The organism is Mesorhizobium sp. WSM4819, from assembly GCF_055811215.1.
In genome coordinates, this window is record NZ_JBVVQO010000003.1 from 16,494 (window position 1) to 40,988 (window position 24,495).

Genomic DNA, 24,495 nt, shown 5'->3' on the forward strand with positions numbered 1-24,495 from the left:
CAGTGTCGATTGCCTCGCCTTCAATCGACCAGCACGGCAACCACGGCGGTGCAGTCGCCCGCCTTGACCAGTCCGGGGAAATGGCGGGCAGCCAGTAGACCCGACATCCTTGCCCTGATCTCCTGAGGTGCGGCACCGGTGCGGCCAATGGAGTGGATGCGCGCCAGGACCTGGCCCTGTTCGACAGGCTCGCCGAGATCGATCATCGTTTCGATCATCCCGTCGTCCTCGGCAAACGAGAAGCAATCGCCCGACGGCATGTCCAGCCAGCGGGTCGGCTGCATCTCGACCGCACCGGCGACGATGCCGGCATGGCGCAGCACATTGAGCACGCCGCGACGGGCGATCCGCACCGTTTCCGCGCGGGCAGTCCCACCGCCGCCAAGCTCTGTGGTGATGAACAGCTTGCCCATCTCTTCGGCGGCAGTGTCGAACATGCCGACCGCATCGATCTCCAGCATCTTCATCGACCACGGTGCCGAGAACGCTTCGACGGCCGCGAACCCTTTCGCCTCCAACTCCTTGTCGGGCCGGATATGGGCGGCGCAGAACGGCACGAAGTCGAGCGTCTTGCCGCCGGAGTGGAAGTCGAGCGCGATGTCTGCGCGGGGGAGCAACTCTCGTTGAAAATAGTCCGCGATCTTCTCGGTCACCGTGCCGTCGGGCCGGCCGGGAAAGCTGCGGTTCAGATTGCCCTTGTCGATCGGCGAGGTGCGGGTGCCGGCGCGGAACGCCGGATAGTTCATTGCCGGCACGATGATCACCGTGCCGCTGACTTGCTTGGGATCGAGCGTGCGGGCGAGATCGTAGAGCGCCAGCGGCCCCTCATATTCGTCGCCATGATTGCCGCCGGTGAGCAATGCGCTTGGCCCGCTGCCGTTGCGGATCACGCAGATCGGGATCATCACCGATCCCCAGGCGGAATCGTCACGGCTGTACGGCAGGCGCAGGAAGCCGTGCTGCACGCCGTCGCGGTCGAGATCGACAGTCGGCGTGATCGGCGATGGGCGAAGGCTGGACATCGGGCTCAATTCTTCACCACCAGCTTGCGCGGCACATTGGCCAGGCACTCGACGCCGGTCTCGGTGATCAGGATGGATTCGGTGATCTCCAGCCCCATCGTCTCCAGCCACAGGCCGGTCATGAAATGGAAGGTCATGCCGGGCTTCAGTTCGGTGCGGTCGCCGGGGCGCAGGCTCATCGTGCGCTCGCCCCAGTCCGGCGGATAGGAAAGCCCGATCGGATAGCCGGTGCGGTTGTCCTTGACGATGCCGTATCTCTTCAGCACCGCGAAGAAGGCGTTGGCGATGTCCTCGCATGTATTGCCGGGCTTTGCCGCCGCAAGCCCGGCCTCCATGCCTTCCAGCGTCGCCTTTTCGGCATCGAGGAATTCCTGCGTCGGCTTGCCGAGGAACACAGTCCGCGAAAGCGGACAATGGTAGCGGTTGTAGCAGCCGGCGATCTCGAAGAAGGTGCCCTCGCCCGACTTCATCGGCCGGTCGTCCCAGGTCAGATGCGGCGCCGACGCATCGGCGCCCGACGGCAGCAGCGGCACGATCGCCGGGTAGTCGCCGCCAATCTTTCCCTCTGGCCCGTCGACGCCGCGCGTGCCGGCATCATAGATCTCGGCGACCAGGTCGCATTTGCGCATGCCGACTTCGATCTTGTCGACGATGCGCTGGTGCATCGCTTCGACGATGCGGGCTGCCTTGCGCATGTAATCGATCTCGGTCGGGCTCTTCACCGCGCGCTGCCAGTTGACGAGTGCCGTGGCGTCGACGAAGCGGGCATTGGGCAGATGTTTCTGCAGCGACGCGAAGGCAGCGGCCGAGAACCAGTAATTGTCCATCTCGACGCCGATGCTGAGCTTGCCCCAGCCGCGATCGGCCAGCACCTGCGACAGAAAATCCATCGGGTGGCGTTCGGTCGACTGCACATAATGGTCGGCATAGCCGACGATGTTGTCGTGCGCGAGATAGGCGGTGCGCTTGGCGCCGTTGGCGTCCTGGCCGCGCCCGTACCACACCGGTTCGCCCGACGGCGGCACGATGACGGCCTGGTGCACATAGAACGACCAGCCATCATAGCCGGTCAGCCAGGCCATATTGGACGGATCGCTGACAACAAGCAGATCGACGCCCTTGGCTGCCATGGCCTTGCGAGTCTTGGCGAGGCGATCCGCATATTCGCCGCGCGAGAATTTCAAATTGGGCTGCATTGTTCTTGGTCCTCGTTTGTTGGGCCTTGCGGCCGATATCAGCTTTCGAAAATTGTCCCGGTGTTGGCCGCCTGGGCACGATCGCGGGCGAGCGTGGCGATCGCGGTGTCCTGCACGCCGGTGCCGGTGAGGTCGGCGAGGGTGATGTCGCTGGCCGAGCGGCGGCCGTGTCTTTCGCCGGCGATGATCTGGCCGAGTTCTGTGATCTCGGCATCGGCTGCCATCACCCCCGTCGCGATGGCATGATGCAGTTCGCCAAGCAGCCGCGTCTGCTTGGCGCTGTCGGCGACGTAGAGATCGGCCATGCGCAGGATCGCCGGCGCGATCTCGTTCTTGTGCTCGGCGTCCGAGCCCATCGCGGTGATGTGCTGACCGGCGGAGACGAAGCCGGCCTTGATCAGCGGTTCGGTCGACGGCGTCGTGGTGACGATGATGTCGGCGCCGGCCGCCGCCTTTGCCGCGTCGGGTTCAGCGTGCACGACGATGCCCAGTTTTTCGCGCAATGCATCCGCTGCGGCTTCGGCCTTGGCGGCATCCCTCGCCCAGATCCGCGCTTCAGCGATCGGCCGCACCAGCATAAGCGCCTCGAGCTGCAGTCCAGCCTGGACGCCGGCGCCGAAGATCGCGGCGATCGAAGCGTCGGCTCGCGAAAGATGTTTCGCTGCGACCGCTCCGGCCGCCGCCGTGCGGACATCGGTCAAATAACCGTTGTCGAGCAGCAGCGCCTCGACCAGCCCGGTTTTTGACGACAGCAGCACCATCATGCCGTTGACGCTGGGCAGGCCGAGCTTCGGATTGTCGAAGAAGCCGGGACTGATCTTGATGGCAAAACCGTCGATGCCAGGCACATAGGCGGTTTTGACGTCGACCTCGCCGCGATGCTCGGGAATGTCGAGCCGCAGGATCGGCGGCATCGCCACCGGCAAGGTGGCAAGCGCGCGGAACGCATTTTCGACGCAGGCGACGGCATCGAGATCGAGCTTCACGATCGCGCGCAATTCGGCTTCGGTCAGTATCGTCATCCGGCTCATGCGGCGCTCTCCTTAAATGCTTCGCCACAAATGACTTTCCGGTGCAGCGTCATGTCGATATTGCGGCCCGACAGAATGAGCACAGTGGGGCCGCTCGCCCTGACCTTGCCGGCAAGCACGGCGGCGATGCAAACCGCGCCGGCGCCTTCGACGATCTCGCGCTCCTGTTCATAGGCGTGGCGGATGCCGGCGGCGATCTCGTCCTCGCTGAGCAGGATAACATCGTCGAGCAGGTCGCAGCACATCGAGAAGGTCAGCCGGTTGTCGAGGCCGACGCCGCCGCCGAGCGAGTCCGCCAGCGTCGGCAGTTCCTCGACCAAAACCGGATGTCCGGCATCGAGGCTTGCCTTCATCGCCGCGCCCCGCGCCATCGAAACGCCGATGACCTTCGTGCCGGGGCTGACGCCCTTCACGGCAGCGGCGACACCCGCCGCCAGCCCGCCGCCGGACAGCGGCACCAGCACCAGGGCAGCGTCCGCAACCTGCTCGATGATTTCCAGCCCAAGCGTGCCTTGCCCGGCGATGATATCGGGATGGTCGAAGGGCGGCAGCATGATCAGACCGTCTTCCGCGACCAGCCGGTCGACCTCCTGCTGCGCATCGTCCTGGCTGTTGCCGACGATGCGGATCTCGGCGCCGAGCCGGCGGATTTCGTCGAGCTTGTTCTGCGGCACCAGTCGCGACATGCAGATCGTCGCGCGCATGCCTTCAAGCTTTGCCGCATGAGCCAGCGCCCGGCCGTGATTGCCGGTCGAGGCGGCGACCACGCCGCGCGCCTTCTCCTCGGCGTCCAGCGACGCGATGGCGTTCGAGGCGCCACGCAGCTTGAAGCTGCCGGTGGTCTGCCGATGTTCGAGCTTGAGATAAACAGGCGCGCCCAAGTGCCCGGAAAGATTCGGGGAAAGCACGGTCGGCGTGCGCTCGACCTTGCCGGCGATGCGATCGCGGGCGGCGCGGATATCGGCAAGGGTGATGGGCGCAGGTGTCATGGCCTCATTGTCCCAAAGGCAGCGTCATCAGACGGCCGAATTCGGCGCGCCGCTCCTCGTCGCCGCAAAGCCGCAGGCAGTTCCAGGCGGTTGCCTGATTGCTGGTCACCACCGGGCGGCCGATCGCCTCCTCCATGCCGACGACGGCAAGTGCTGCCCGCAGCGCCGTGCAGGAGACGAACAGTGCGTCCGCTTGCGCGTCGGTCGCCTCGCGCGCCAGATCGACCAGCGTAGCCGGTGCAATCCGCGCCATCTCGCGGTCGTCGTCGAAGCCGAGACAGGTAAAACTGGCGATCTCGAAACCGTGCGCCGCGAAATAGGCGGCCATCGGCCGGCTGGTCTCGACAGTATAAGGAGTGAGAATACTGATCGTCCTGGCGCCCAGCGCTTTTAAGCCGCGCACCCCTGCCATCGGCGGCGTAACCACGGGTACGCCGGGCTTGGCCGCCTGCACCGCCGCCTCGATCTCGGCATCGCCGATGACGACCGAGGCTGAGGTGCAGGAATAACAGACCGCGTCGAGCGGCTCATCGGGCAGGATGAGCGCGGCGCCCGCCGTCAGCGACGGCTGCATCTTGCGCAAATTGTCCGGCGTCGTCGGATTGGCATAGGGGATGCGCGCGACATAGACGCCGATCCGGTCGCCTGCCACCATGCGGCGAAAATCCGGTTCGGTCGTATGGTCGGTGGCAAGGATGATCAGGCCGACGCGCTTTTCCAGCGGACGCGCGTCGAGCGCCGGCCGTGTCGAGTGCAAGCGGATGTCGACTGGAGCGGTCACCATGCGCTCCTTGCCAACGGTTTGGTCGAAGGAACTGTCATTTTTCAATGCGCCCGTAGCGGCGTTCCAGCCAGCGCAGCAGCACGACCGAGAACAGGCTGATGACGAGGAAGAAGGCGCCGACCAAGGTCATCGGCTCGACATAGCGGTAATAGGTGTTGGCGACGCTCTTGGCCTGGTTCATCAGTTCCAGCACGGTGATCGCCGAAAGCAGCGGCGTCTCCTTGAACATGGCGATAAAATAGTTGGCAAGCGCCGGGATCATCGGCGGGATAGCCTGCGGCATGATGATGTGGGTCCAGGTCTGCCTGGCGTTGAGATTGCAGGCTTTGGCGGCTTCCCACTGACCGCGCGGCACATTGTCGATGCCGGCGCGATAGACCTCGGCCGTGTAGGTGCCGTAATGCAGCCCGAGGCCGATGACGCCCGCCACCAGCGGCGGCAGCAGGATACCGATGTCCGGCAGCACGTAGAAGATGAAATACAGCTGCACCAAAAGCGGCGTGCCGCGGATGAACTCGGCGAGGAAGCCGACGCTGCGCGACAAGCCCTTGTTCGGCGAGCGCCGCGCCAGCGCGATGGCCAACCCCACGATCGCGGCCAGGACCGAGCCGAGCAGCGTCGCCAGGATGGTGATCTTGACGCCCTCGATCAGGGTCGGCATGATCTCCCAGACGAAATTCCAATCCCACTCCATTACGAGGCCCGATCCATCAGACGCGCACCCCGTCGAGGCCGCGCGCCATGCGGCGTTCCAGCGAACGCACACCCCAGGAAATGATCAGCGCAAGGGCGAAATAGATGACGAGAATGGTGGTGAACGGCACGAGCGTGTTGCCGGTCTGCGAGCGCACGACCTGGGCCTGGAAGGTCAGGTCGGTGAGCGAGATCAGCGAAACCACGGCGGTGGCCTTGAGCAATTCGATGGCGTTGTTGCCGAAGGTCGGCAGCATCACCAGCAGCGCCTGCGGCAGGATGACATGGCGCATGGCTTGCCAGCGGCCGAGATTGACCGCGGTGCAGGCCTCGTACTGTTCGCGGCCGATCGACTGGATGGCGCCGCGCACCACCTCCGCGCCGTAGGCGCCGACATTGAGGCCAAGCGCCAGCACGCCGGCCTGCAGCGGCGTCAGCGAAATGCCGATGAACGGCAGCACGAAATAGGCCCAGAACAGCTGCACGAAGATCGAGGTGCCGCGGAAGAATTCGATATAGGCGGTGGCCAGCGCCCGAATTGCGAAAAAACGCGACAGCCGCCCCAGCCCGGCGAGAAAGGCCATGATCAGGGCAAGCACCGACCCCATCAGCGTCAGCTCGATGGTAACAAGCGCTCCCTGCAATATCAGGCCGAAATAGCCGGACCATTGGGTCATGAAGTTCGAATTTCCAGCGTTTTACGGTTATAGTCTTGGCCTCTTCTCCCCGTTCACGGGGAGAAGATGCCGGCAGGCAGATGAGGGGCAGAGCCAATTTGGCAGAACTGGCGCTGCCCCTCATCCGTCACTTCGTGACACCTTCTCCCCGTGAACGGGGAGAAGGAAAAAGGCGCCTATTTTGCCGAGCAGAGCTTGTCGCGGCTCGTCGACATCGCCGCCGCGGCCGAAAAACCGTAGGGCTCAATGATCTTGGCGAATTCGCCGGACTCCTTCAGCTTGGCCAATTCGACGTCATAGGCGTCGCGCAGCGCCTCATCGCCCTTCTTGAACGCCGCGCCGTCGCAATAGACCGGCGCGCCGACCACCGGGGCGACGACTTCGAGATTCGGATCGTTGGCCTTCTTGACCAGATCGTTGATCGACAGCACCGGCAGCGAATAGGCGTCGATGCGGCCGTCCTGCAGCATCTTCAGGCCGCTCTGGCCATCCGGCACGACGATGACGCGGTCCCGCGGCACGCCGGCAGTGAGCGCCAGCTTCTCCTCGGTGCCGCCGCCCGGCGCCCCGATCGTTGCGGTGGCATCCTTGGCGACATCCTCATAGCTCTTGAAGCCCTTCGGGTTGCCCTTCTTGACCAGCATTGCCTCGGCGTCGCACAGCACCGGCTCCGAATAAGCGACCGCCGCGCAGCGCTCCGGTTTCATGAACAGGCCGGCGGTGACGACGTCGAAACGGCCGGCCTGCAGGCCAGGGATCATCGCGCCATATTCCGAAATCGAGGCGACGATGTCGTTGACACCAAGACGCTTGAAGATTTCACGGGCCACATCGGGCGCCGCACCCGAGACCTTGCCGTCGGCAGCAACCGCCGTGTAGGGCGGCTCGTTGGCGATGGCGACACGGGCAAAGCCCTGTGCCTTGAGCTCTTCGAGCTTGTTGTCGTCGGCCGATCCCGCGGTCGAAGCGGCCAGGATTGCGGTCAGTGCAACACCGGCGACGCCGGCCAGAATGCCAAGTTTCTTCATTGTTCCCAACTCCTTGTTCTCTTTTGGTTTGGTCGTTCCACGGGACGGCTTCGCCGCCCTGGGAGGACGGCGCTGCCGCCCGGGGCATGGCAGTCAGACGCGATGTCCGGCCGCGATGATCTTCTTCAGGAAAGCTTGCGTACGCTCCTGCTTGGGGTTGCGGAAAATCTCGTCCGGCTTGCCTTCCTCGACGATCTTGCCGCGGTCGAAGAACAGAACCCGGTCGGCGAAATCATGGGCAAAACCCATTTCGTGGGTGACCAGCAGCATGGTCATGTCGGTCTCCGAGCAGAGCCGCCACAACACGTTCAGCACCTCCTCGACCAGTTCCGGATCGAGCGCCGATGTCACCTCGTCGAACAGCATGATCCTGGGCTGCAGCGCCAAGGCGCGAGCGATGGCAACGCGCTGCTTCTGGCCGCCGGAAAGCTGCGCCGGCATCGCTTTCGCCTTGTCGGCCATGCCGACCATATCGAGCAGTTCCATCGCCCGCTTTTCGGCGGCGGCGCGCGGCATGCCCTTGGTCAGGATCGGCGCCAGCGTGACGTTGTCGATGACGCTCTTGTGCGGAAACAGGTTGAACAGCTGGAAGACCATGCCGATCTTCTGGCGCATTCTTGCCAGATGCCGTTCGTCGGCGGGCAGCAACTGGCCGTTGCGCTCCATGTGGTAAAGCTGCTCGCCGTCGATCTGGATGTGGCCGCTGTCGATCCTCTCCAGTGTCATCAGGATGCGCAGGATCGTCGTCTTGCCGGAGCCGGATGGGCCGATCAGCGCCAGCTTCTCGCGCGGCATGACCTGCATCGACAGTCCGTCCAGCACCTTGAAGGTGCCGAAGCTTTTCGAAATGGCGTCGATCTTGATGATGGGCGCGGACAAAGAATTCCCCCGTGCTGGAGAAGCTGTGCCTTAACGATGCGGAAGGCGCCAAATCATGTCAATCAGGAAAATAAACTCATGACAATGTTTTCTGACTCCGCAGAATTTCGCGGCAATGTCTGCCTAGATCGCCAGCAGCAGATGCTCCGGGTCGCCGAGCAGAAGCTTGGTGACAACGCTGAGGCCGGCGCGCAGTTCCCCCTCGGTTGTCGATCCCAGCGAGATGCGCACTGCCGGTTGCCAGGGCGCCGCCGAGATGCGGAACGATGTGCCTGGTGCGATCGCCACGCCCTGCAGGCGGGCCTGTGAGACGAAGCCCTCCTCGACGCGGTCGTCTGGCAGTTCCAGCCACAGATGCAGCCCGTCGCGATGGACGCGGTAGTCGACCCCGGCAAGCACCTGGGCGGCGATCTCCTGCCGCCGCCGCAGCGCCGACCGTTGCCAGCGGACGAGTCCCATCGCCGTGCCGTCGGTCACCCATTTTGTCGCAATCTCCGCCACCATCGGCGTTGCCATCCAGTTGGAGACGAGATGCCGGTTGGCGACGGCAGCGACATAGCGGTCGGGCGCCGCGAGATAACCGATGCGCAGGCCTGGCAGCACGATCTTGGTGAAGGAGGTGACGTAGAGCGTGCGCTCGGGCGCGAAGGCGGCGACCGGCGGCGGACGGCCCTCGACGAGCGGCCCGAGCACGTCGTTCTCGATGATGGCGATGTCGTGCCTGCGCGCCACCGTAGCGATCTGCTCGCGCCGCGCGGCATTCATTAATGTTGCAGTCGGATTGATCACCGAGGGCTGCACGAACACGGCGCGGATGTCGGAAAGCCGGCACGCCTCGTCGAGCGCCTCCGGGATCAGGCCGTTGTCGTCGATCGGCAGACCCTCGAGGTTGAAGCCGAGATAGCGCGCCAGCGGGATCAGCGTGTGATGGCCGATCGCCTCGGTGGCCACGGTCGAACCCGGCGGCGCCACGCTCATCAGCGCCACCGTCATGCCGGCCGTGGCGCCGTTGGTCAGGCTGACATTCTGCGCCGACACGTCGAGACCGCACAGCCGCAGCCATTCGACCGCCACTGCACGGTGGCGCGGAAACACCATGTTCGGCCGGAACGACAGCGCCGAGGTCGACGGCAGGTTCTCGGCGAGCCAGCCTAGCGCCTGCTTCAGCCGCTCCAGATGCATCGGCTCGCAGACCGGCTTCAGGATCGACAGGTCGATGACCTCGCCAAGGCGCTCCGGCAGATAGGGCGGTTCCGGCTCGCGGCGCTGCGTCTGCACGAAGCTGCCGCGGCCGATCTCGCCGGAGACCAGGCCCCGGCGGATCAGTTCCTCATAGGCGCGGCTGACTGTCTGCACCGAAAGCTTCAAATCGTCGGCCAGCCGGCGATGCGTCGGCAGCCGCGCGCCGTTGGCCAGCCGTCCGTCATGAATGGCGCGCGCGAACTGGTCGGCGAGCGATTGATAGGCCGGCCGCCGGATAAGCGCGGGATCTGGACGCCACAATGTCATGACATATTAGAGATCGAAATCAGTGCAATTGACAATCGAAATAATGCGCCGTCATGGTGTCGCGGAAAAAAGTGGACGCTCATGGCCGCATTGAAACTGGATCAGATCGATCTGAAAATCCTCGACGCGGTTCAGCGCGACGGGCGCATCACCAAGCTGGCGCTCGCCGACAAGGTCGGCCTGTCGCCGACGCCGTGCTGGATGCGGTTGCGCAAGCTGGAAAAGGCCGGCATCGTCTCCGGCTATCACGCCAGGGTTGCAATGCGCGCCGTCGCGCCGGTCGCCACCGTCCTGATGGAGGTGACGCTGGCCAGCCACCGCCAGGCCGATTTCGACCGTTTTGAGCGCGTCATCCGCGACGTCCCCGAAATCGTCGCCTGCTGGTCGGTGGGCGGCGGCGTCGACTATCTGCTGAAAGTGATGGCGCGCGACATCGACGCCTATCAGCGGCTGGTCGACGCCCTGCTCGAACGCGAGATTGGCATCGACCGTTATTTCACCTACATCGTCACCAAGACGGTGAAGGAGGAGGTCGCCTTGCCGGTGGCCGACCTGCTGCCGGCGCTGTCGTGAGGCCTGAGCAAATCGCAAAGAGCCCCCTCATCCGGCCGCTTCGCGGCCACCTTCTCCCCGGCGGGGAGAAGAGAAAGGTGCCGGCGCTGCGATCTCCTCTCCCCTCGGGGGAGAGGTCGGATTGCCCCGAATTACCCTTTGCAATTCGGTTGGCAATCCGGGTGAGGGGGCACTTCCTCGATGAGATAGCCCAGCCTATAAGCTGAACAGATTGTCTGCCCGAGCAGCCCAATAGAGACAATCTCTCTACGCGTGCGCTCCGAAACAGCCTCTCTGTCTGCGCCGTGCGCATAGTCTCTCCGCATCGCTCCGAAACCGGGAGACCTCGAACATGTCCGCGCATTTTGCCCGCCCACAACGCCACGAAGCGCTTGACCGGCTCGCCGACCGCCGGCTGCTGCGCCAACTCGCCTATGTCGACGGCCACTGGACGGCGAGTGAAGCCGCCGAGAGTTTTGGGGTGGCCGACCCTGCAACGGGCGCCACCGTTGCCTGGGTTGCCGCGCTCGATGCCAGGCAGACGAGCAAGGCGATCGACGCGGCGTCGCGCGCCTTTCCCGCCTGGCGCGCGGCTCTCCCACAGGAACGCGCAAGAATCCTGCGAAAATGGTTCGGTCTGATCATCGCCGCCAAGGACGATCTGGCGCTGTTGATGACGCTCGAACAGGGCAAGCCTCTTAGGGAAGCGCTTGGCGAGATCGACTACGCCGCCTCCTTCGTCGAATGGTACGCCGAGGAGGCAAAGCGCCTCAATGCCGAAAGCGTCACCAGCCATTTGCCAAACGCCGAGATGATGGTGCGGCGCGAACCGCTCGGCGTCGTCGGCGTCGTCACGCCGTGGAATTTTCCCGCAGCCATGCTGACCCGCAAGGCGGCGGCCGCCCTTGCCGCCGGCTGCACCATCGTCGCGCATCCTTCGTCGGAAACGCCGCTGTCGGCACTGGCGCTGGCCGAGCTCGGCGAACGCGCCGGCCTGCCGGCTGGCGTCTTCAACGTTCTCACCGGCAAGGCCTCGACCATCGTTGGGCGGATGTGCGAAGATCCGCGCGTCCGCGCCATGAGCTTCACCGGCTCGACCGAGATCGGCAGGCTTATCGCCGCGCAAAGTGCGCCGACGATGAAGCGGCTGGTCATGGAGCTTGGCGGCCACGCGCCGCTGATCGTCTTTGCCGACGCCGATCTCGACAAGGCGGTGAGCATCGCCGTCGACGCCAAATTCGCCACTTCCGGCCAGGATTGCCTTGCCGCCAACCGCATCTATGTCCAGCGCCCGATTTATGATCGTTTCTGCGCCGCCTTCGCCAGGCGCATCGAGGCACTGCGGACCGGCAATGGCCTGGCCGATGACATCGACATCGGGCCGTTGATGCACGAGCGCGGCGTCAAGAAGGTCGAGGAGCAGGTCGCCGATGCGCTCGCCCATGGCGCGCGCTGCCTAACCGGCGGCGGCAGACATCCGGCCGGACCGCTGTTCTACCGGCCGACCCTGCTCGCCGATGTCACCGACGATGCGCTGATCATGCGCGAGGAAACTTTTGGTCCGGTCGCCGCGGTGACGCCTTTCGACAGCGAGGACGAGGTCATTGCCCGCGCCAACGCCACCGAATACGGGCTCGTCGCCTATGTCGTCACCGAGAACGGCGGCCGCCAATTGCGCATGGGCCGTGCACTCGACTACGGTATGGTCGCCATCAACCGCGTCAAGATCACCGGCGCGCCGATTCCGTTCGGCGGCGTCAAACAGTCCGGCATCGGCCGCGAGGGCTCGCGCCACGGGCTCGACGCCTTTACCGATCTTAAATATCTCTGCCTGGACGTAGCGTAAGCCGCGCCGGAGACATTTCCTTAGGAGTAAAAAAATGCTCGACCAGTCCAACGAACTCGCCGCCTGGGACCGCGACCACTTCTTCCATCCCTCGACCCACATGGGCACGCATGCGCGGGGTGAATCGCCGACCCGCATCATCGCCGGCGGCGAGGGCGTCACCATCTGGGACAATAACGGCCGCAAGAGCATCGATGCCTTCGCCGGGCTCTATTGCGTCAATGTCGGCTATGGCCGCCAGAAGATATCAGACGCCATCGCCGCCCAGGCCAGGAACCTTGCCTATTACCACGCCTATGTCGGCCACGGCACCGAAGCGTCGATCACGCTTTCCAAGATGATCATCGACCGCGCCCCGCAAGGCATGTCGAGGGTCTATTTCGGCCTCTCCGGTTCCGACGCCAACGAAACCAACATCAAGCTGATCTGGTACTACAACAACGTGCTCGGTCGTCCCGAGAAGAAGAAGATCATCTCACGCTGGCGCGGCTATCACGGCTCCGGTGTCATGACCGGATCGCTGACCGGGCTCGACCTGTTCCACAACGCCTTCGACCTGCCGCGTTCGCCGATCCTGCACACCGAGGCGCCCTACTATTTCCGCCGCGCCGACCGCTCGATGAGCGAGGAACAGTTTTCCCAGCACTGCGCCGACAAGCTCGAAGAGATGATCCTGACCGAGGGCCCCGACACGGTCGCCGCCTTCATCGGCGAGCCGATCCTCGGCACCGGCGGCATTGTGCCGCCGCCCGCTCTGTACTGGGAAAACATCCAGGCGGTTCTGAACAAATACGACGTGCTGCTGGTCGCCGACGAAGTGGTCACCGGCTTCGGCCGGCTGGGCACCATGTTCGGCTCCGACCATTACGGCATCAAACCCGACCTGATCACCATCGCCAAGGGCCTGACCTCGGCCTATGCGCCGCTGTCGGGCGTCATCGTCTCGGATAAGGTCTGGCAGGTGCTGGTGCAGGGCTCCGACAAACTCGGCAGCTTGGGCCATGGCTGGACCTATTCTGCGCATCCGATCTGCGTTGCCGCCGGTGTCGCCAACCTGGAACTGATCGACGAGATGGACCTGGTGACCAACGCCGGTGAGACCGGCGCCTATTTCCGCGCCGAACTGGCGAAAGCCATCGGCGGCCACAAGAATGTCGGCGAGGTGCGCGGCGACGGCATGCTGGCGGCAATCGAATTCGTCGCCGACCGGGACGACCGCGTGTTCTTCGATGCCGCGCAAAAAATCGGGCCTCAGGTCGCGACCGCGCTTGCCGAGCTTGGCGTCATCGGCCGCGCCATGCCGCAAGGCGACATCCTCGGCTTCGCGCCGCCGCTGTGCCTCACCCGCGAAGAGGCCGACATCGTCGTGTCGAAGACGGCCGATGCGGTGAATGGCGTGTTTGCCAGCATCTAATTATCGACCTTGGTGCCGCCGCTCATCCGCCTGTCGGCACCTTCTCGGTAGAGAAGGGTCAAGCACTCGGCGCCGGCTGACCCCCTCTCCCCGTTGTTCACGGGGAGAGGGTAAGGGTGAGGGGCAGCGCGAACCTGGAATATCTGGAAGCAACATCAATGACCTCCAAAGCCCTCCCCGCCACCATGGCCGCCGTGCTTCTGACCGGTCACGGCGGGCCGGAAAAGCTTGTCTATCGCACCGATGTGAAAGTGCCCTCGCCCGCCCCGGGCGAGGTTCTGGTCAAGGTCACGGCGTGCGGCATGAACAACACCGATGTCTGGGTGCGCCAGGGCGCCTACGGCACGGAGGAAGATGCTGCCGCCGTGTCGACCTGGCGGCGTCAGGGCAATACTCTGACCTTCCCGCGTATCCAGGGCACCGACACGGTCGGCAACATCGTTGCCGTCGGCGAGGGTGTTTCTTCGGCCCGCATCGGTGAGCGGGTGATGGTCGATTTCTCGATCTACAACCGCGACGACGATTCACTCGCCGACATCGACTATATGGGCCACGGCCGCGACGGCGGCTATGCCGAGTACCAGACCGTGCCGGCCGAGAATGCCCATGTCGTCGCCACCGACCTGACCGACGTCAAACTCGCCACCTTCTGCTGCGCTTATCTTACCGGCGAACAGATGCTGGAACGCGCCGCATTGAAGGCCGGCGAGCGTGTGCTGGTCACCGGCGCGTCGGGCGGCGTCGGCTCCGGCATCGTGCAGTTGGCGCGGGCGCGCGGCGCCATTCCCTATGCCGTCGTCGGCAAGGGCAAGGAACAGGCGGTGCTCGACATCGGCGCCGAGGCGGTGATCACCCGTGGCGTCGCCGATCTGCCCGCCGCCGTCAACGACGCGACCGGCGGCCAGCCGATCGGCGTGGTTGCCGACCTCGTCGGAGGCGGCATCTTCAATGACCTGTTGCGCATCCTTCGGCCCGAAGGCCGCTACACCACCGCCGGCGCGATTGCCGGCCCGGTCGTGCAGCTCGATCTGCGCACCATGTATCTCAAGCAATTGCAGCTGCACGGCTCCAGCCAAGGCACGCGACACGATTTCCGTCGTATCGTCCGCTACATCGAGGAGAAGAAGATCCGGCCGCTGGTCGGCGGTGTCTACAAGCTCTCCGATTTCCACCGCGCCCAGGCGGATTTCATCGCCAAGGACTTTGTCGGCAAGCTGGTGGTCGTTCCGGACGCCGTTGCGGATCGTCGATAAGATGAAGCACCTAGTCTCTGCATAGAGAATTTGGTTCTTTGACTGAGCCTGAAAAGGCCGTGCGTGGTCGCTGCCGACCAGACTGCAGCCGATCTCCAACGCTGGCGATTGACATAAGCCACCACGACTTCGCATCCCAGCTAGTTTCCGCCATAATGCTGCGGCTCAGAATAAAAGCGCTCTGTAGCGATCCTTCGCGCCCCCCTCTGTCCTGTCTCTGTCCTGTCGGACATCTCCCCCACTTGGGGGGAGATTAGCAGCTTCGCGGACAGCGTCCCTTTTTGCAGAACTTGACGCACACAACCCTCTCCTGCGGCGTTATAAGTTTTTCGCAATTTTCTTATAACGCCGCTTGCGGTCGACCGTCTTCATGTCAGGCGGCTCCAGTTAGCGGCTCCAGTTATAAAAAAAATGCGGTTCTCTTATAACGGCGTGATCTCGAGCGACGCGCGCCAATTACGGGACCTGCTTGACCGCGGCTTCAAGCGATCTTTCGAACGCGTCGATCACCTGATCGACCTGGGGCTCGGTGATGATCAGCGGCGGGCAGAAGGCCAGTGCATCGCCCATGTTGCGCGAGATGACGCCGTTCTGCTGCATGAAACCGTTGACGAGCCCGCCCAGCGCGCCGGCCGTCTCCCACGGCGTCTTGTTCGCCTTGTCGCCGACCAGTTCGACCGCCGCGATCAGGCCGACGCCGCGCACCTCGCCGACGAGCGGGTGCGAAGCGAGCTTGCGCAGCCGCTTCTGCATATGCGCGCCGACCGTGCGCGCATTGCCGACGAGATCGCGCTCCTCGATCAGCTTCAGGTTCTCCAGCGCGACCGCCGCCGCAACGGGATGGCCGCCGCCGGTGAAGCCGTGGCCGAAGGTGCCGATGCGATTGCTTTCGTCGGCAATCGGCTCGAAAATCTTCTCGTTGATCAGCAAGGCCGAGATCGGCAGGTAGGACGAAGAGATCTGCTTCGACAGCACCATGATGTCGGGCCTGATGCCGAAGGTCTGCGAGCCGAACATTTCGCCGGTTCGGCCAAAGCCGCAGATCACCTCGTCGGCGACGAGCAGGATGTCGTATTTCGACAGCACCGCCTGGATCTTCTCCCAGTAGCCGGCCGGCGGCACGATGACGCCGCCAGCGCCCATGATCGGCTCGCCGAAGAAGGCAGCGATGGTTTCCGGTCCTTCGGCCAGGATCAGCTTTTCCAAGTCGTCAGCAAGCCGGCTCGAAAACTCTCCTTCGCTCTCATTTGGCAGCGCCTCGCGCCAGTGATGCGGCGTCGAAGTGTGCAGCACATTGGCGATCGGCAGGTCGAAGGAAATGTGGTTGTTGGGCAGCCCGGTCAGGCTCGCCGAGGCAATGGTGACGCCGTGATAGCCGCGAATGCGGCTGATGATCTTCTTGCGCGCAGGCTGGCCGAGCGCATTCGACCGGTACCACATCATCTTCATGGCCGTATCGTTGGCCTCGGAGCCGGAATTGGTGAAATACGCCTTGCTCATCGGCACCGGCGCCATCTGCACCAGCTTCTCGGCGAGATCGATCAGCGGCGAATGCGATTTGGAACCGAAGTCGTGATAGTAAGGCAGCCTGGACATCTGGCGCACCGCAGCGTCGACCAGCCGCTTCTCGGAGAAGCCGACCGCGACACTCCAAAGCCCGGCCATCGCCTCGATATAGCGGTTGCCGGCGAGATCCTCGACATAGATGCCGTCGCCCTTCTCGATGACCAGCGGCCCTGCCTCTTCATGCTTGCGGGCATTGGTGTAGCCGTGCATGTGGTAGCTGATGTCGCGGGCTTCGGGGGAATTCGGTCGAGCGTCCATGATGGCTCCTGTCCTGCATGCCGGGACGTGCGTCCTGCCGCCGTTCGGCGCGCGCATCGGCCTCTGGATTAATGCTGTTTGCTGCATCCGTTTCTTGTAAGGGTGTCAAGCCCTTTCGGAAGGGCCGGCGGATGGACGGAAGACATGCAGAATTTCAGCTTCGAGGTTGCTAAACGCCGGATCCTGCGCCAAGCCAGCGGTGCGCAAGGCCAAGACTTGGTTCCCGAACGGCTCACCAGCAGGCACAACAACAAGGCTGAGGTGGCCTGATCGTGGACCACGTCGACTGCATCGTCGCCGGCGCCGGCGTCATTGGCCTCGCGATCGCGCGAGAGATGGCGCGGCGTGGCATGGACACCCTGATCCTCGAGGCCGAGAACGCCATCGGCACCGGGACCAGTTCGCGCAATTCCGAGGTCATCCATGCCGGCATCTACTATCCGGCCGGATCGCTGAAGGGCCGGCTCTGCGTGGCAGGCCGCGAAAGGCTCTACCGTTATTGCCAGGAGCGGGCGGTGCCGCATGCGCGCTGCGGCAAGCTCATCGTTGCAACAAATGCCGAACAGGAGCCGATGCTCGCTTCGATCCTGACCAACGCCGCTGCTTGCGGCGCGGGCGATTTGACGCCCTTGACCGCAGCAGAGGCGCGCAGGCTGGAGCCCAAGCTGCGCGGCACGGCCGCGCTTTTGTCTCCCGCCACCGGCATCATCGACAGCCACGCGCTGATGCTTGCGCTGCTGGGCGACGCCGAGGAGCACGGGGCGGCGCTCAGCCTCAACACCCGCATCGTCTGCGGCCGCATTGAAGGTGGACGCATCGTGCTCGACACGGTCGACAGCACCAGCGGCGAGCGCTTTGAAATCGCCACCGCGCGCTTCGTCAACGCCGCCGGGCTTGGCGCCACGGCACTTGCCGGCTCGCTTGACGGGTTCGACCAGCAATTCGTGCCAGAACTTCGCTACGCCAAGGGCAATTATTTTTCGGTCGCCGGCCGGGCGCCGTTCTCGCGGCTGGTCTATCCCGTGCCCGAGCCCGGCGGGCTCGGCGTCCATCTGACGCTCGACCTCGACGGCGTCGCCCGCTTCGGGCCTGACGTCGAATGGACCGATCAACTCGACTATCGCGTCGATCCAATACGTGGCGAGCGCTTCTACGACGAGATCCGCAAATACTGGCCGGACCTGGCCGATGGCAGCCTGCAGCCGGCCTATAGCGGCATCCGGCCGAAGCTCTCCGGTCCCGGCGAAGCCAATGCCGACTTCGTCATCCAGGACGCGGCGGTGCATGGCGTGGAGGGCCTGGTCAATCTGTTCGGCATCGAGAGCCCCGGCCTGACCTCAAGCCTGGCGATCGCCGACCATGTCGCCCAGCGCCTCGCGCCGAAGGCGGCTAGCCGAGGGCGACCCGCGCGAGCGCGCCCGCTGCCAAAGGCATAATCCAAACGCCCGTAAGCCATCCATAAGCCGGGATCGCGGAACCTCGGTCCGACGATCACCGGGACCATCGATATGAAGATCCGTTTCGAAGCCATACCGAACCCAAGCTGCCGGTTCGAGATCTGGGACAATGAGACCGGCGAGCCCGTCGTCCATCACGATCGGCTGCTGACTTTCGCCTCGGCGAAGTCGGCGGCAAGGATCGCCGACTTCCTCAACGACAGCCGCAGCCACCGGCGCCGCGCCCGCACCGCCGAATGGCGCGTTGCGGATCGCGATCTCGGCTGGGGAGGATGATCGCCAGGCTGCTCCACCTTGCGATCAGCATGGCGGAGCTTGCGGCTCGTCTTCCAACGAAACTTGGCGCAGGATCGAACGCTTTGCTACCGAGCGTCGGAGGAGTTTCGCCATGACCGATGAAGCAAGCCGCGAGCCGGCGCGTGATCCCCAGGATCTGGAGCGTCTGCTGATCTCCCGGCAGTGGGTGGGAGACATCGACGGCATGGCCGCGCTTTTTGAGCCGCATGCCGTCGTCGACAGCGGTGACGGGCGACTGACGCGTGGCCGCGAAGCGATCCGGGCACTCTTCGCCGACATCACCGCAACGGGCCGAAAATATGCCGCCGGAAATCAGGCTCCGGCTGTTGTCAGCGGAGATTTGGCACTGACGTCAACCCATCTTCCCGATGGCACCGTAACCGCCGAGGTCGCCCGCCGCCAGGGCGACGGGACATGGCTGTGGGTCATCGATCGATTCTCCGTAGCGTAGCGTCCGCCCGGATGATCCCGGAAATCGATTTTCGCTGGGAATCATGCGCAAACCAAGTGCTCGCGCGTCCGGGCGTGCGGCCCTGTAGCGCAATTGAGTGACTCCAGTACGGTTGTGGATTCGAAGTTCCTGAACGCCGATGCCGTCGATCGAGCAGGAACTTCAAATCTGTTTATGATGCATCAGTGCGCCGTCTGAGAATGGTCGCCGCCCGGCTGCGAAATGCCGCCCAGCGCTTCGCCGGCCCAGGCGGGCTCGCCGTTCGTGGCGAGGTCGCCGAGCGAGACAATGCCAACCAACCGCCGGTCGCGGCTGATCACCGGCATTCGCCGCAGTTTGAGATCGCGCATATTCTGAAGGACATCGCCGACTTCCTGGTTGTCAAATTTGGTGTCGGGACCTCTGCCCTCCGCGATGCCACGGACGGCAATGTCGCGGTCCGTGATCATGCCGACCAGCCGCTCATTCTCACCCACGGGCAGAACACCGGCGTCAAGATCGGCCATGGCTCGTGCGGCATCCCGCAAGGACTGGTCCGGACTGGCGACCTGAACTTTCCGTGTCATGCACTCGCTGATTCTCATGGCTTTCTCCTTGAGCTGCAGCGGCCCGCCGATCCTGTGATGAAGGTGTGATCAGGGGAGAATGAACGCCTGTCGGAATCGTTCTATCTTTCGACCGCTCGCGCCAGGATAGGCTCCACCATGGCCATATCCGTGACGGACGGGAACCATAATCCGGGACAATGGTTGTGTGGTCACCAGGTGATCCTCCTCGAGCAAAACGGAAAACGGAAGGAACGATCATGCGCATATTGACGACAATTGCCGCCCTTTCGGGATTGGCCCTGGCGCAGCCGATCCACGCGCAATCCACCGACCCGCAGCTTCCCCAAATCGCACCCCCGGCTCCGGAAGTCCTGCCCGATCCAAGCTTGCCCAACCAAACGCCTGACCAGGCCCTGCCTGACCAAGCCCTGCCGGATCAAGGTTTCACCGACCAGAATTTTACTGGCATTGCCATTGTCGCCCTCGAGGATTTGCCGCCGGAACTCAAGACGCAAGCCGAGGCCGTGATCACCCAGACCAGCGTTGAAGATCTGCTTACTCTGCAGAGCTCGATCGATGCCTCGCCACAGGCAGCATCGGTGCTGGCGGCGAACGGGCTGGATTCGTCGCAGGTTGTTGCCGCCAACATCGACGGCGACGGCATGCTGACTCTGATCATCCAGACAACCACGTGATTGGCGGGCACGTAATTGGCGGGCACGTGATTGGCGGGCACCTGATCGGTGGTCCGGGCGTGGCGGGCCGGAGCACTGGGCTTCGGCCCTGAACCCGGTACAGCGGAGCAGCGTCATGGTCGAAGCCGCAGTTCGCAACTTCACCATCAACTTCGGACCGCAGCATCCCTCTGCTCACGGCGTGCTGCGCCTGGTGCTCGAACTGGACGGCGAGGTCGTCGATCGCGCCGATCCCCATATCGGCCTGCTCCACCGCGGCACCGAAAAACTGATCGAGTACAAGAACTATCTGCAGGCTCTGCCCTATTTCGACCGGCTCGACTATGTCGCGCCGATGAACCAGGAGCATGCGTTCTGCCTCGCCGCCGAGAAGTTGTTGGAAATCTCGGTCCCGAAGCGAGGACAGCTCATCCGTGTTCTGTTTTGCGAAATCGGCCGGCTCTTGTCGCATCTCCTCAACGTCACGACACAGGCCATGGATATCGGCGCGCTGACGCCCCCGCTCTGGGGTTTTGCCGAGCGCGAGAAGCTGATGGTGTTTTACGAGCGCGCCTCCGGCGCCCGCATGCATGCGAATTATTTCAGGGTCGGTGGCGTGCACCAGGACCTGCCTCCGAAGCTCCTGGACGACATCTGGGCTTTCTGCGATCCGTTCCTCAAGGTTTGCGGCAACCTCGACGAGTTGCTCACCGAAAACCGTATCTTCAAGCAGCGCAACGTCGATGTCGGCGTGATCGGCCTCGACGACGCCTGGGCCTGGGGCTTCTCCGGCCCCATGATGCGCGGGTCGGGCGCGGCGTGGGACTTGCGCAAGGCACAGCCATATGAATGCTACCCCGAGATGGATTTCGACATTCCCATCGGCAAGAACGGCGACTGTTACGACCGCTATCTCGTCCGCATGGAGGAAATGCGCCAGTCGGTGCGGATCATGAGGCAATGCCTGGAGAAATTGCGATCGCCCGAAGGCCAAGGGCCGGTGGCAATTCCGAACCAAAAGATCACGCCGCCGCCGCGGGCGACGATGAAACGCTCGATGGAAGCGACCATCCACCATTTCAAACTCTACACGGAGGGTATTCGCGTGCCCGCCGGAGAAGTCTACGCCGCGGTGGAGGCGCCGAAGGGCGAGTTCGGCGTCTATCTGGTTTCGAACGGCGGCAATACTCCCTATCGGTGCAAGATCCGCGCGCCGTCCTTTGCCCATCTGCAGGCGATGGATTTTCTGTCGCGCGGGCACATGCTCGCCGATGTCGCCGCGATCATCGGCTCGCTCGATATCGTGTTCGGCGAGATCGATCGCTGACGAGGCGCGGGGTGTTTCAGATTTCGAGCAGGGCGTAGGGACGGCCGGTCGGCTTCGCCACGTGCATGGCGACGTTGTAGACCGGGGCACCGCCGGGCGTGCGACCTTCATAGATGCCGCGATGCGCGTGGCCATGCACCACGGCGCTGACCTTGAACCGATCGATCGTCTCCGCCAGCCGCGACGAGCCCAGGAACGGAAAAATCTCCAATGGCTCGCCAGCGACCGTCTCGACCACCGGAGCGTAGTGCAGGACGACAAGCGTACGATTGGTGCGAACCTGCCGCATTGCGTTTTCGAGCCGCATCGATTCGCTGACGCTTTCGGCGACCATCGCCTTGATCGCCGGCTCGCCGAAGGAGCCGAGCATGCGTGATCCAAAACCGCCAATGAACCCCTTCACGCCGACAAAGCCGACGTCCTTGATTTCCGTGGTCTGGCCGTCAAGAAGATGGACGCCCGCCTGCCGAAGGATGTGGGCGACGTCCTCGACCGCGCCGGATTCATAGTCATGGTTGCCGAGCACGGCGACGACCGGGATTGCGCAGGCGCGCAAATCCTCCGCAAGGATTTCGGCCTCACGCGGCTTGCCGAGATTGGTGAGGTCGCCAGTGAGCACGAGGACGTCCGCTTCGCGCGAAACTTCGCCGAAGAGATCACGGCAGGAGGCCTGGGCGTCTTCCCGCACATGCAGGTCGCCGATAGCCGCAATCCTCACGGTGCCGCCGTTCCCAACCCTTGCCGTAGCAGCCTCGTTCCTCTCAGCCATCACGAAATTCTCCTGTTCCGCCGACGCCGGCAAAACCCCATTCCTTGACGTCGATCTCGTAGTCGGTCGGCGAAAGCAGGCGCCCGCGGCAGATTTTCATTCGGGGCGTAGGCAACTCCCGCTGCTTGGCGAGCCGGTCAAGCAATTCGTCGAGCAGCCAGACGGGAACGTGATCGCGCTCGCTCGGATAGATCCAGCGGAAATTGAGAAGCTGCATCAGCAGCACCTCCCAGTGGACTTCGAGGTAGGAAAGCAGCCGGCGCCAATCGATCTGATCCTGCGCCTTGAGGATGGTATGAGCGATGTCGGCGCCGTCGTGGCGGCTTCTGTCCTGGATGAAGCATTTGGACCAGATAAGCTCGGTCGGACCGACGATCCGCACCTGACTGCCCAGCAGCTCGATTTGCCGCGCATGCTCCAGCCACTGATCGCCGACCGGCATGGTGCCGTTCGCCGATGCGAATATGACGTCAAAAAAATGCGTGCTCTTGAAGACCTTTCCAAGCCACCGGTCGTCCACGATCTCGACCGCATAGCCGGCTTGCTTGAAATGCGCCAGGATGCGCGCGTAGTCGCCGGCCTTGCAGAAAATGTCGAGGTCTTTGGTCTGGCGCGTGACGCCCGTATAGGCGCTCACCGCGTAGGTGCCGGCGACAAGAAAGGGGATGTCCGTTGCGGCGAGTTCGCGGATCGCCTCTGTATAAAAGACCTCGGCCTCGGCGTGTTGAAGCGTCGGCGCCGCTTTCGGATCGATCGTCGGAACGGATGCCGGGATGGCGCCTCCCGTTGGAGAATCGTTGGTCATGAAATCGTGGCTCCGAGGCCCAGCAACCTGCAGCTGTCCGTCTTTTAAACAAAGCCGCCGCCGCATGGTTCCGTTGCCGTCATAAAGCGTAAAATGTGATGGCGGAGCCTTTCTCGCCGCTGGTGAGTTGAAGGTGTGAACAAACCAACTGCACGGAGGCGACCATGGAGGACGGGCGCAAGGCGGTACGCGTCAGACTGAGGGGAAGGGTGCAAGGCGTCTCGTTTCGCGTGTGGACACGGACCGAGGCCGAGAGGCTCGGTCTGTCCGGGTGGGTTCGCAATGAGGAGGATGGATCCGTAACGGCACTGATCGTCGGAGCCGAAGGCGCGGTTTCGACCATGTTGGACCGGTTGTGGAAAGGGCCGACCGGAGCGTCGGTCTCCAGCGTGACATCCCAGGACGTCGATGCCGGCCAAGAGCCGAACGGATTCAGGATCATCGGCTAGGAGTGTGTACCGGCTTGAAGGCCAAGCCTCCGCGACGTTGCCTTGCGCGGGAGCAATCGACAGCCAGCGGTTCCGCAACAGGTCAAGGAAAAGGCGCTTGCGGAGGCAGCGGCTGTCATCGAGGATGACGATAGCTCGATCCTCATGGAAAGCCGCGCCGCCATTGCGGAAGCAGTCCATCGTCGCTACACGGCGCCCGCCGACTGAAATCCGCGCATCCCTGTGGTATCGAGCCTATGGTTCGAGCTTCGCCGATGGCGGATCGCCGTCGAAACGGCCTATCCGCTCATCAACGACCGCTGATGCGAGGCGTGGAAATCACTTCGCCGCCCCATCACCCGAACATGCCGGCCCCCAACATAAATGCCGGCAGCGTCAATGCCGTAGCGTCAGTGCCCGAAGCGTCAGTGCATGAATATTCCTCGCAGCCAGGCGAAGAAACCAAACCTTTCGGACATTGCCGAACGGACGCGAGAGGCAGCCCATCGCGCTCGTATCGAGGCGCCGACATGGCAATGGCAGACGATTTCGTGCAGCTGCCAGTCGGTCAGCTCGAAGAAGCGCTTGGCTTCACCGTAGGTGTCATCTCTCAAGCCTTGCGCGCGAAAGATCGGGTCCTCGAAGGCAACCGTGAGAGGCGAGTCATTGTAACGCATTTTCTCGCGTATCTCAGGGGACTTGTATTCGGTGCCCGTCAACGCTTCGAGACGTCGATCGGGATTTTTCTCCAGCAGTTTCGCCCAACGTTCGAGACGCTGGCTTCGGGTCGCTACGAGGTCTGTTGCTTCAGCGTGAACGTCGGCAACGGTATGCAGTTGGTCAAGTGTTTGGTGCTTCACGGCCGCCTCCTATTCAGCAGGTGAGTTCGTCCCACCCTGAAATGGAAATTATGGCGCTCCACGACGCCGGCAAGGCCTTCATGCGCGGACCTTTCGATCACTTTTCTGACGACCCCGTCCGGCCACGAATGCCGATGCCTGCGGGATCATCGCAGGCTCGCGTCGGAACCATAGGCATGCGT

27 protein-coding genes are annotated in these 24,495 nt (G+C 63.6%); 12 read left to right on the top strand and 15 right to left on the bottom strand.

Features of this window, described 5'->3' with window-relative positions; all coding sequences use genetic code 11:
• Window positions 1–20 precede the first annotated feature (20 nt).
• From doeB to ehuR, 10 genes are all read right to left on the bottom strand, one after another.
• Entirely contained in the window at window positions 21–1,022 is a 1,002-nt protein-coding gene (gene doeB, locus AC0L18_RS03890; protein ID WP_473490699.1) for a N(2)-acetyl-L-2,4-diaminobutanoate deacetylase DoeB, read from the bottom strand.
• A 5-nt stretch (window positions 1,023–1,027) separates the two neighbouring features.
• Window positions 1,028–2,218: an ectoine hydrolase DoeA gene (doeA, locus tag AC0L18_RS03895; protein WP_473490700.1), complete on the bottom strand. Its 1,191-nt coding sequence runs from the start codon at window positions 2,216–2,218 to the stop codon at window positions 1,028–1,030.
• Window positions 2,219–2,256: 38 nt separating this feature from the next.
• Window positions 2,257–3,249, bottom strand: coding sequence for an ectoine utilization protein EutC (eutC, locus tag AC0L18_RS03900; protein WP_473490701.1), 993 nt, complete (start codon window positions 3,247–3,249; stop codon window positions 2,257–2,259).
• Window positions 3,246–4,238, bottom strand: coding sequence for a hydroxyectoine utilization dehydratase EutB (gene eutB, locus AC0L18_RS03905; protein ID WP_473490702.1), 993 nt, complete (start codon window positions 4,236–4,238; stop codon window positions 3,246–3,248). Before eutB ends, eutC begins: the two co-directional genes overlap by 4 nt.
• 4 nt (window positions 4,239–4,242) lie before the next feature.
• Window positions 4,243–5,022, bottom strand: coding sequence for an ectoine utilization protein EutA (gene eutA / locus AC0L18_RS03910; RefSeq protein ID WP_473490703.1), 780 nt, complete (start codon window positions 5,020–5,022; stop codon window positions 4,243–4,245).
• A 34-nt stretch (window positions 5,023–5,056) separates the two neighbouring features.
• Window positions 5,057–5,716, bottom strand: a complete 660-nt coding sequence (gene ehuD / locus AC0L18_RS03915) for an ectoine/hydroxyectoine ABC transporter permease subunit EhuD (RefSeq protein ID WP_091600368.1) — start codon at window positions 5,714–5,716, stop codon at window positions 5,057–5,059.
• A gap of 16 nt (window positions 5,717–5,732) precedes the next feature.
• The gene (gene ehuC / locus AC0L18_RS03920; RefSeq protein ID WP_287174034.1) at window positions 5,733–6,392 is read right to left on the bottom strand and encodes an ectoine/hydroxyectoine ABC transporter permease subunit EhuC; all 660 of its coding nucleotides are present in this window, start codon (window positions 6,390–6,392) and stop codon (window positions 5,733–5,735) included.
• Window positions 6,393–6,568: 176 nt separating this feature from the next.
• The gene (gene ehuB, locus AC0L18_RS03925) at window positions 6,569–7,420 is read right to left on the bottom strand and encodes an ectoine/hydroxyectoine ABC transporter substrate-binding protein EhuB (protein ID WP_473490704.1); all 852 of its coding nucleotides are present in this window, start codon (window positions 7,418–7,420) and stop codon (window positions 6,569–6,571) included.
• A 93-nt stretch (window positions 7,421–7,513) separates the two neighbouring features.
• Complete coding sequence (gene ehuA, locus AC0L18_RS03930; protein ID WP_023797847.1) at window positions 7,514–8,299, bottom strand: ectoine/hydroxyectoine ABC transporter ATP-binding protein EhuA; 786 nt, start codon at window positions 8,297–8,299, stop codon at window positions 7,514–7,516.
• Window positions 8,300–8,422: 123 nt separating this feature from the next.
• Window positions 8,423–9,808, bottom strand: coding sequence for a MocR-like ectoine utilization transcription factor EhuR (gene ehuR / locus AC0L18_RS03935; protein WP_473490705.1), 1,386 nt, complete (start codon window positions 9,806–9,808; stop codon window positions 8,423–8,425).
• A gap of 90 nt (window positions 9,809–9,898) precedes the next feature.
• Here ehuR and AC0L18_RS03940 point away from each other — a divergent pair, with 90 nt between their 5' ends.
• The 4 genes from AC0L18_RS03940 (at window position 9,899) to AC0L18_RS03955 (ending at window position 14,873) form a co-directional block, all read left to right on the top strand.
• A complete protein-coding gene (locus tag AC0L18_RS03940) occupies window positions 9,899–10,381 on the top strand; it encodes an Lrp/AsnC family transcriptional regulator (protein ID WP_473490922.1) in 483 nt (160 codons plus the stop codon).
• 331 nt (window positions 10,382–10,712) lie between these two features.
• Complete coding sequence (locus AC0L18_RS03945) at window positions 10,713–12,206, top strand: NAD-dependent succinate-semialdehyde dehydrogenase (RefSeq protein ID WP_473490706.1); 1,494 nt, start codon at window positions 10,713–10,715, stop codon at window positions 12,204–12,206.
• A 34-nt stretch (window positions 12,207–12,240) separates the two neighbouring features.
• Window positions 12,241–13,620, top strand: a complete 1,380-nt coding sequence (locus AC0L18_RS03950; protein WP_473490707.1) for an aminotransferase — start codon at window positions 12,241–12,243, stop codon at window positions 13,618–13,620.
• A 158-nt stretch (window positions 13,621–13,778) separates the two neighbouring features.
• On the top strand, window positions 13,779–14,873 hold the full coding sequence (locus AC0L18_RS03955; protein WP_473490708.1) for an alcohol dehydrogenase family protein: 1,095 nt from the start codon (window positions 13,779–13,781) through the stop codon (window positions 14,871–14,873).
• Between the two features lie 456 nt (window positions 14,874–15,329).
• Here AC0L18_RS03955 and AC0L18_RS03960 read toward each other — a convergent pair whose 3' ends face one another.
• Window positions 15,330–16,697: an aspartate aminotransferase family protein gene (locus AC0L18_RS03960; protein ID WP_473490709.1), complete on the bottom strand. Its 1,368-nt coding sequence runs from the start codon at window positions 16,695–16,697 to the stop codon at window positions 15,330–15,332.
• A gap of 144 nt (window positions 16,698–16,841) precedes the next feature.
• Between AC0L18_RS03960 and AC0L18_RS03965 the strand changes: the two genes are divergently transcribed.
• From AC0L18_RS03965 to AC0L18_RS03980, 4 genes are all read left to right on the top strand, one after another.
• Window positions 16,842–16,967 carry a hypothetical protein gene (locus AC0L18_RS03965; protein WP_473490710.1) on the top strand — a complete coding sequence of 42 codons (126 nt, stop codon included), beginning with the start codon at window positions 16,842–16,844 and terminating at the stop codon, window positions 16,965–16,967.
• A gap of 2 nt (window positions 16,968–16,969) precedes the next feature.
• Entirely contained in the window at window positions 16,970–18,133 is a 1,164-nt protein-coding gene (locus tag AC0L18_RS03970; RefSeq protein WP_473490711.1) for an NAD(P)/FAD-dependent oxidoreductase, read from the top strand.
• Window positions 18,134–18,205: 72 nt separating this feature from the next.
• Entirely contained in the window at window positions 18,206–18,430 is a 225-nt protein-coding gene (locus tag AC0L18_RS03975; protein WP_023797836.1) for a hypothetical protein, read from the top strand.
• Between the two features lie 112 nt (window positions 18,431–18,542).
• Complete coding sequence (locus tag AC0L18_RS03980; protein ID WP_128173110.1) at window positions 18,543–18,902, top strand: YybH family protein; 360 nt, start codon at window positions 18,543–18,545, stop codon at window positions 18,900–18,902.
• A gap of 182 nt (window positions 18,903–19,084) precedes the next feature.
• Here AC0L18_RS03980 and AC0L18_RS03985 read toward each other — a convergent pair whose 3' ends face one another.
• On the bottom strand, window positions 19,085–19,486 hold the full coding sequence (locus AC0L18_RS03985) for a CBS domain-containing protein (protein WP_473490712.1): 402 nt from the start codon (window positions 19,484–19,486) through the stop codon (window positions 19,085–19,087).
• 257 nt (window positions 19,487–19,743) lie between these two features.
• Between AC0L18_RS03985 and AC0L18_RS03990 the strand changes: the two genes are divergently transcribed.
• Window positions 19,744–20,145 carry a hypothetical protein gene (locus AC0L18_RS03990; RefSeq protein ID WP_473490713.1) on the top strand — a complete coding sequence of 134 codons (402 nt, stop codon included), beginning with the start codon at window positions 19,744–19,746 and terminating at the stop codon, window positions 20,143–20,145.
• Window positions 20,146–20,260: 115 nt separating this feature from the next.
• The gene (locus AC0L18_RS03995; protein ID WP_473490714.1) at window positions 20,261–21,451 is read left to right on the top strand and encodes an NADH-quinone oxidoreductase subunit D; all 1,191 of its coding nucleotides are present in this window, start codon (window positions 20,261–20,263) and stop codon (window positions 21,449–21,451) included.
• A 16-nt stretch (window positions 21,452–21,467) separates the two neighbouring features.
• On the opposite strand, the gene AC0L18_RS04000 is transcribed toward AC0L18_RS03995, so the two are convergent.
• Both AC0L18_RS04000 and AC0L18_RS04005 read right to left on the bottom strand, forming a co-directional pair.
• Window positions 21,468–22,220, bottom strand: coding sequence for a metallophosphoesterase family protein (locus AC0L18_RS04000; RefSeq protein WP_023797831.1), 753 nt, complete (start codon window positions 22,218–22,220; stop codon window positions 21,468–21,470).
• On the bottom strand, window positions 22,213–23,025 hold the full coding sequence (locus AC0L18_RS04005; RefSeq protein WP_473490715.1) for a nucleotidyltransferase family protein: 813 nt from the start codon (window positions 23,023–23,025) through the stop codon (window positions 22,213–22,215). Before AC0L18_RS04005 ends, AC0L18_RS04000 begins: the two co-directional genes overlap by 8 nt.
• Before the next feature lie 164 nt (window positions 23,026–23,189).
• On the opposite strand from AC0L18_RS04005, the gene AC0L18_RS04010 reads away from it, so the two are divergent.
• Together AC0L18_RS04010 and AC0L18_RS04015 are read left to right on the top strand one after the other, a co-directional pair.
• A complete protein-coding gene (locus tag AC0L18_RS04010; protein WP_023797829.1) occupies window positions 23,190–23,474 on the top strand; it encodes an acylphosphatase in 285 nt (94 codons plus the stop codon).
• Between the two features lie 42 nt (window positions 23,475–23,516).
• Window positions 23,517–23,681: a hypothetical protein gene (locus AC0L18_RS04015; protein WP_023797828.1), complete on the top strand. Its 165-nt coding sequence runs from the start codon at window positions 23,517–23,519 to the stop codon at window positions 23,679–23,681.
• 197 nt (window positions 23,682–23,878) lie between these two features.
• Here AC0L18_RS04015 and AC0L18_RS04020 read toward each other — a convergent pair whose 3' ends face one another.
• Window positions 23,879–24,313 carry a hypothetical protein gene (locus AC0L18_RS04020; RefSeq protein WP_084646611.1) on the bottom strand — a complete coding sequence of 145 codons (435 nt, stop codon included), beginning with the start codon at window positions 24,311–24,313 and terminating at the stop codon, window positions 23,879–23,881.
• Window positions 24,314–24,495: the final 182 nt, after the last annotated feature.

Excerpts from the sequence above, each read along its gene's own strand:
- doeA (WP_473490700.1), bottom strand. The coding sequence starts at position 2,218 with ATGCAGCCCAATTTGAAATTCTCGCGCGGCGAATATGCGGATCGCCTC.
- ehuR (WP_473490705.1), bottom strand. The coding sequence starts at position 9,808 with ATGACATTGTGGCGTCCAGATCCCGCGCTTATCCGGCGGCCGGCCTAT.
- eutC (WP_473490701.1), bottom strand. The coding sequence starts at position 3,249 with ATGAGCCGGATGACGATACTGACCGAAGCCGAATTGCGCGCGATCGTG.
- doeB (WP_473490699.1), bottom strand. The coding sequence starts at position 1,022 with ATGTCCAGCCTTCGCCCATCGCCGATCACGCCGACTGTCGATCTCGAC.
- AC0L18_RS03950 (WP_473490707.1), top strand. The coding sequence starts at position 12,241 with ATGCTCGACCAGTCCAACGAACTCGCCGCCTGGGACCGCGACCACTTC.
- AC0L18_RS03985 (WP_473490712.1), bottom strand. The coding sequence starts at position 19,486 with ATGAGAATCAGCGAGTGCATGACACGGAAAGTTCAGGTCGCCAGTCCG.
- AC0L18_RS04005 (WP_473490715.1), bottom strand. The coding sequence starts at position 23,025 with ATGACCAACGATTCTCCAACGGGAGGCGCCATCCCGGCATCCGTTCCG.
- ehuD (WP_091600368.1), bottom strand. The coding sequence starts at position 5,716 with ATGGAGTGGGATTGGAATTTCGTCTGGGAGATCATGCCGACCCTGATC.
- eutB (WP_473490702.1), bottom strand. The coding sequence starts at position 4,238 with ATGACACCTGCGCCCATCACCCTTGCCGATATCCGCGCCGCCCGCGAT.
- AC0L18_RS03960 (WP_473490709.1), bottom strand. The coding sequence starts at position 16,697 with ATGGACGCTCGACCGAATTCCCCCGAAGCCCGCGACATCAGCTACCAC.
- AC0L18_RS03975 (WP_023797836.1), top strand. The coding sequence starts at position 18,206 with ATGAAGATCCGTTTCGAAGCCATACCGAACCCAAGCTGCCGGTTCGAG.
- AC0L18_RS04010 (WP_023797829.1), top strand. The coding sequence starts at position 23,190 with ATGGAGGACGGGCGCAAGGCGGTACGCGTCAGACTGAGGGGAAGGGTG.
- AC0L18_RS03995 (WP_473490714.1), top strand. The coding sequence starts at position 20,261 with ATGGTCGAAGCCGCAGTTCGCAACTTCACCATCAACTTCGGACCGCAG.
- AC0L18_RS03955 (WP_473490708.1), top strand. The coding sequence starts at position 13,779 with ATGACCTCCAAAGCCCTCCCCGCCACCATGGCCGCCGTGCTTCTGACC.
- AC0L18_RS03980 (WP_128173110.1), top strand. The coding sequence starts at position 18,543 with ATGACCGATGAAGCAAGCCGCGAGCCGGCGCGTGATCCCCAGGATCTG.
- ehuC (WP_287174034.1), bottom strand. The coding sequence starts at position 6,392 with ATGACCCAATGGTCCGGCTATTTCGGCCTGATATTGCAGGGAGCGCTT.
- AC0L18_RS03945 (WP_473490706.1), top strand. The coding sequence starts at position 10,713 with ATGTCCGCGCATTTTGCCCGCCCACAACGCCACGAAGCGCTTGACCGG.
- ehuB (WP_473490704.1), bottom strand. The coding sequence starts at position 7,420 with ATGAAGAAACTTGGCATTCTGGCCGGCGTCGCCGGTGTTGCACTGACC.
- AC0L18_RS04000 (WP_023797831.1), bottom strand. The coding sequence starts at position 22,220 with ATGGCTGAGAGGAACGAGGCTGCTACGGCAAGGGTTGGGAACGGCGGC.
- eutA (WP_473490703.1), bottom strand. The coding sequence starts at position 5,022 with ATGGTGACCGCTCCAGTCGACATCCGCTTGCACTCGACACGGCCGGCG.
- AC0L18_RS03965 (WP_473490710.1), top strand. The coding sequence starts at position 16,842 with ATGCAGAATTTCAGCTTCGAGGTTGCTAAACGCCGGATCCTGCGCCAA.